At 67.5% G+C, this 4025-nt stretch carries 5 protein-coding genes and 1 tRNA gene; 3 read left to right on the top strand and 3 right to left on the bottom strand.

From position 1 onward, the window contains the following. Window positions 1-81: 81 nt before the first annotated feature. A tRNA-Ile gene (locus tag V7Q39_RS17530) sits at window positions 82-158 on the bottom strand. 112 nt (window positions 159-270) lie between these two features. On the opposite strand from V7Q39_RS17530, the gene purM reads away from it, so the two are divergent. After that, window positions 271-1317: a phosphoribosylformylglycinamidine cyclo-ligase gene (purM, locus tag V7Q39_RS17525; protein ID WP_333817908.1), complete on the top strand. Its 1047-nt coding sequence runs from the start codon at window positions 271-273 to the stop codon at window positions 1315-1317. Next, window positions 1314-1901, top strand: coding sequence for a phosphoribosylglycinamide formyltransferase (gene purN / locus V7Q39_RS17520; RefSeq protein ID WP_333817907.1), 588 nt, complete (start codon window positions 1314-1316; stop codon window positions 1899-1901). The genes purM and purN overlap by 4 nt, the downstream gene beginning before the upstream one ends. Here the strand turns inward: purN and V7Q39_RS17515 are convergent. Further along, a complete protein-coding gene (locus V7Q39_RS17515) occupies window positions 1893-2255 on the bottom strand; it encodes a YbaN family protein (RefSeq protein WP_333817906.1) in 363 nt (120 codons plus the stop codon). The genes purN and V7Q39_RS17515 overlap by 9 nt on opposite strands. Before the next feature lie 133 nt (window positions 2256-2388). Between V7Q39_RS17515 and rnd the strand changes: the two genes are divergently transcribed. Further along, window positions 2389-3543, top strand: a complete 1155-nt coding sequence (gene rnd / locus V7Q39_RS17510; protein ID WP_333817905.1) for a ribonuclease D — start codon at window positions 2389-2391, stop codon at window positions 3541-3543. A gap of 75 nt (window positions 3544-3618) precedes the next feature. Here rnd and V7Q39_RS17505 read toward each other — a convergent pair whose 3' ends face one another. Beyond that, window positions 3619-4014 (bottom strand): hypothetical protein, encoded by a 396-nt coding sequence (locus V7Q39_RS17505; protein WP_333817909.1) that lies wholly within the window; start codon window positions 4012-4014, stop codon window positions 3619-3621. Between the last annotated feature and the right edge of the window lie 11 nt (window positions 4015-4025).

Genomic DNA, 4025 nt, shown 5'->3' with positions numbered 1-4025 from the left:
AAGTCGAGGCCAAGGTCCGCGCCGAGGTCGGGGCGCTGTGCAAGCAGTTCCCGATCTATCCGGGGATGTAAGGGCGGGGAATGGTAGGTCCGGAGGGACTTGAACCCCCAACCAAGGCGTTATGAGCGCCCTGCTCTAACCAATTGAGCTACAGACCCGTAGCAGGACCTTGCCTAGCAGAACCGGGCGGGCCGTCAAGCGGGCCGCGTTGCACGCCCGCAGCCAATCGTCTATGCGGGCCGCAATCGATTCCGCGCGAAGGGGCAGCAGATGACCAAGGGCCACAACGGGCTGACCTATGCCGATGCAGGCGTGGACATCGACGCCGGGAACGCCCTCGTCGACCGGATCAAGCCCGCCGCGAAGTCCACCAGCCGTCCCGGCGTGATGGGCGGGCTCGGCGGCTTCGGCGCGCTCTTCGATCTCAAGGCCGCGGGCTACCAGGACCCGATCCTCGTCGCCGCGACCGACGGGGTCGGCACCAAGCTCCGCATCGCCATCGACACCGGCCATGTCGACAGCATCGGCGTGGATCTTGTCGCCATGTGCGTCAACGACCTCGTCTGCCAGGGGGCGGAGCCCCTGTTCTTCCTCGACTATTTCGCCACCGGCAAGCTCATGGTCGACGAAGCCGCCCGCATCGTCACCGGCATCGCCAAGGGTTGCGCCGACAGCGGCTGCGCCCTGATCGGCGGCGAGACGGCGGAAATGCCGGGCATGTACCACAAGGGTGATTTCGACCTTGCCGGTTTCGCCGTCGGCGCCATGGAGCGCGGGCGGGACTTGCCGAAAGACGTCCAGAAGGGCGATGTCCTCCTCGGCCTCGCCTCCTCGGGCGTCCATTCCAACGGCTACAGCTTCGTCCGCAAGGTGGTGGAGCTTTCGGGCCTCGGCTGGGACGCGGCCTCGCCTTTCGGCCAAGGTACCCTTGGCGAAGCCCTCCTCACCCCCACCCGCCTTTATGTGAAGCAAGCCCTCGCCGCCGTCCGCGCCGGAGGCGTCCATGGCCTTGCTCATATCACCGGCGGCGGGCTGACCGAGAATCCCCCCCGCGTCCTGCCAGAGGGGCTCGCCTGCGAGATCGACCTGTCCTCCTGGCAACTGCCCCCGGTTTTCCGCTGGCTCGCCACCACCGCCAACATGTCCGAACCGGAACTCCTGAAAACCTTCAACTGCGGCATCGGCATGATCCTCGTGGTCGCCGGGGACCGGGCCGACGCCCTGACCCAGCTCCTGCAAGGGCAGGGCGAGACCGTCATCCGCATGGGGACCGTCGTCGAAGGGCAGGGGGTCGTCTACCGGGGCAAGCTCCTGTGAAGCGTGTTGCCATCCTGATTTCCGGGGGTGGCTCGAACATGCTGGCTTTGGTTCGCGACATGGTGGGCGACCACCCCGCGCGACCCGTCCTCGTCGCCTCGAACGACCCCGCCGCCGCAGGTCTTGCGAAGGCCGCCGCCCTGGGCATCTCCACCGCCGCCCTCGACCACCGCGCCTATCCCGGGCGCGAGGCGTTCGAGGCCGACCTCGCCGAGAAGATCGACGCCGCGACCCCCGACATAATCTGCCTCGCCGGGTTCATGCGCATCCTGACCCTCGGCTTCATCCGCCGGTACGAGGGCAGGATGCTGAACATCCACCCCTCGCTTCTGCCGAAATACCCCGGCCTCCACACCCATGCCCGCGCCCTTGCCGCCCGCGACACCGAAGCCGGCTGCACCGTCCATGAAGTCACCGCCGATCTCGACGCCGGCCCCATCCTCGGTCAGGCCCGTGTTCCGGTGCTGCCCGGCGACAGCGAAGACAGTCTCGCCGCCCGCGTCCTGACCATGGAACACCGGCTCTACCCAGCCGTCCTTCGCCGCTTCGCCATGGGCGACCGTAGCCCGGTCCTGTTACCCTGACGGCCCGTCCGGCCGCGTCAGCACGAAGGCGCAGCCCAGTGCGATCAGCACGCCCTGCGCCAGCAGCACCTTCCACGGCAGCCCCAGCGCCACCGACAGCGCGAAGGCTGCCGCCATGCTGCCCGCCGCCAGCCTTTTGGCTCCGCGCGAGATCGCTCCATGCTCTTCCCCGTTGCGGATCGGCGGGCCGAACAGCCGGTGCGACAGCAGCCAGCCATGCAGCCGGGGCGAGGACCGGGCAAAGCAGCCCGCCGCCAGGATCAGGAAGGGCGTCGTCGGCAGCACCGGCAGCAGCACGCCCAGAAGCCCCAGCCCCAGGAACAGCCCGCCCAACCCCAGGAACAGCGCGCGCATCATCCTCTCCCGACTTGCGGCAACCAAGGCACGGCCCGTCCGCCGCCGCAACCCCGCCTCTTCCCTTTTCCCGCGGTCCCGCCTATAGCGGCCCGGAAAATCGGCGGGATGACCCCGCGACCGAAAGGGCCCCATGCGCACGATCACCACGACCGAAGACCTTGCCGCCTATTGCGCGCTTGCCAAGTCCCAGCCCTTCGTCACCCTCGACACCGAATTCCTGCGGGAACGCACCTACTGGTCCAAGCTCTGCCTGATCCAGATGGCGCTGCCCGGCGCGGGCGAGGCGGTGCTGATCGACCCGATCGAAGGGTCGGAGATGTCGCTGGAGCCGCTCTACGACCTCTTCCGGCACGAGGCGACGGTCAAGGTCTTCCACGCCGCCCGGCAGGACCTGGAAATCTTCTTCGTCGAGGGCGGCGTCTTCCCGAAGCCCCTCTTCGACACCCAGGTCGCCGCGATGGTCTGCGGCTTTGGCGAACAGGTCGGCTATGAGACGCTGGTCAAGCGCATCGCCAAGGCCAACCTCGACAAGACATCGCGCTTCACCGACTGGTCGCGCCGACCGCTGTCCGAGGCGCAGAAGGATTACGCCATCGCCGATGTCACCCATCTGCGGGTGATCTACGAATTCCTGGCGGCGCAGTTGAAGAAGAACGGCCGCGCCGATTGGGTGGCCGAGGAGCTTTCGCTGCTCACTGACCCCGCCACCTATACGATCCACCCCGATGAGGCCTGGCAGCGGATCAAGACCCGCACCACCTCGGGCCGCTTCCTGGCCGTGGTCAAGGCATTGGCCCGCTTCCGCGAAAGCTATGCCCAGGCGCAGAACGTCCCGCGCAGCAGGGTGATGAAGGACGACGCGCTTCTGGAACTTGCCTCGACCCGGCCCACCAGCGCCGAGGAACTGGGCCGCTCGCGCCTCCTCCTCCGCGAAGGCCGCAAGCCCGAGATCGCCGACGGTATTCTGGCCGCCGTGAAGGAAGGGCTGGAGATGCGGCCCGAGGACATGCCGAAGATCGACGCCTCGCGCGAACAGATGCAGGTGAACCCGGCGCTGGCTGACCTCCTGCGTGTGCTCCTCAAGGCCAAGTCGGAATCGCTCGGTGTTGCGCCCCGGCTGATCGCCTCCTCCGCCGAGCTGGACCAGATCGCCGCCGGAGACCGCGATGTCCCCGCCCTGTCCGGCTGGCGGCGCGAGGCTTTCGGCGACGATGCGATGCGGCTTTGCAAGGGCGAGATCGCGCTCTCGGCCAAGGGCAACGAGGTCCGCGTCGTCCACCTCTGACTGCGCCGAAGTTTTCGACAAGTCCGGACCGGAGCCTTCAAAGGCTCCGAAACGATTTCCTTGAAGAAATCGGCCCTACCGCCGCGCCGACCGCGCGTTCTTCGCGCCCTGCACCACGATCTCGCGAACAGCTTGCAGCTTCACATCCGAGATGTAGATCGCCACATCGATCTCGCGCGATTGCTGCGTGCTCACATCCGTCCTCTCGGTCGGCGGCTGCAGCCGGAACTCGTACACCAGCACGCCCTTGTCATCGACCTGCTGCGGCACCAGTTCGGCGTTCCACCAGCCCTGCGTCGGGGTCACGCCGCGCGCCCGCACCACGGCCCCGCCCGGGATCGGCTCCACCGTCATCGACAGCACCGTATCGACCAGATCGCGGGGATCGGTCTTCTTGCCGGGCAGCACGATCGTTTCGCGCGGCTCTGATTTCCGGAACCAGTTGAACGGGTTCAGCTTGCTTTGCCGCACCTTCCCGCAGC

Source organism: Tabrizicola sp., assembly GCF_036781545.1.
Taxonomy (GTDB): Bacteria; Pseudomonadota; Alphaproteobacteria; order Rhodobacterales; family Rhodobacteraceae; genus Tabrizicola.
The sequence above is the reverse complement of the archived record's forward strand: the minus strand, read 5'-3'. Positions and strand labels throughout refer to the sequence as shown.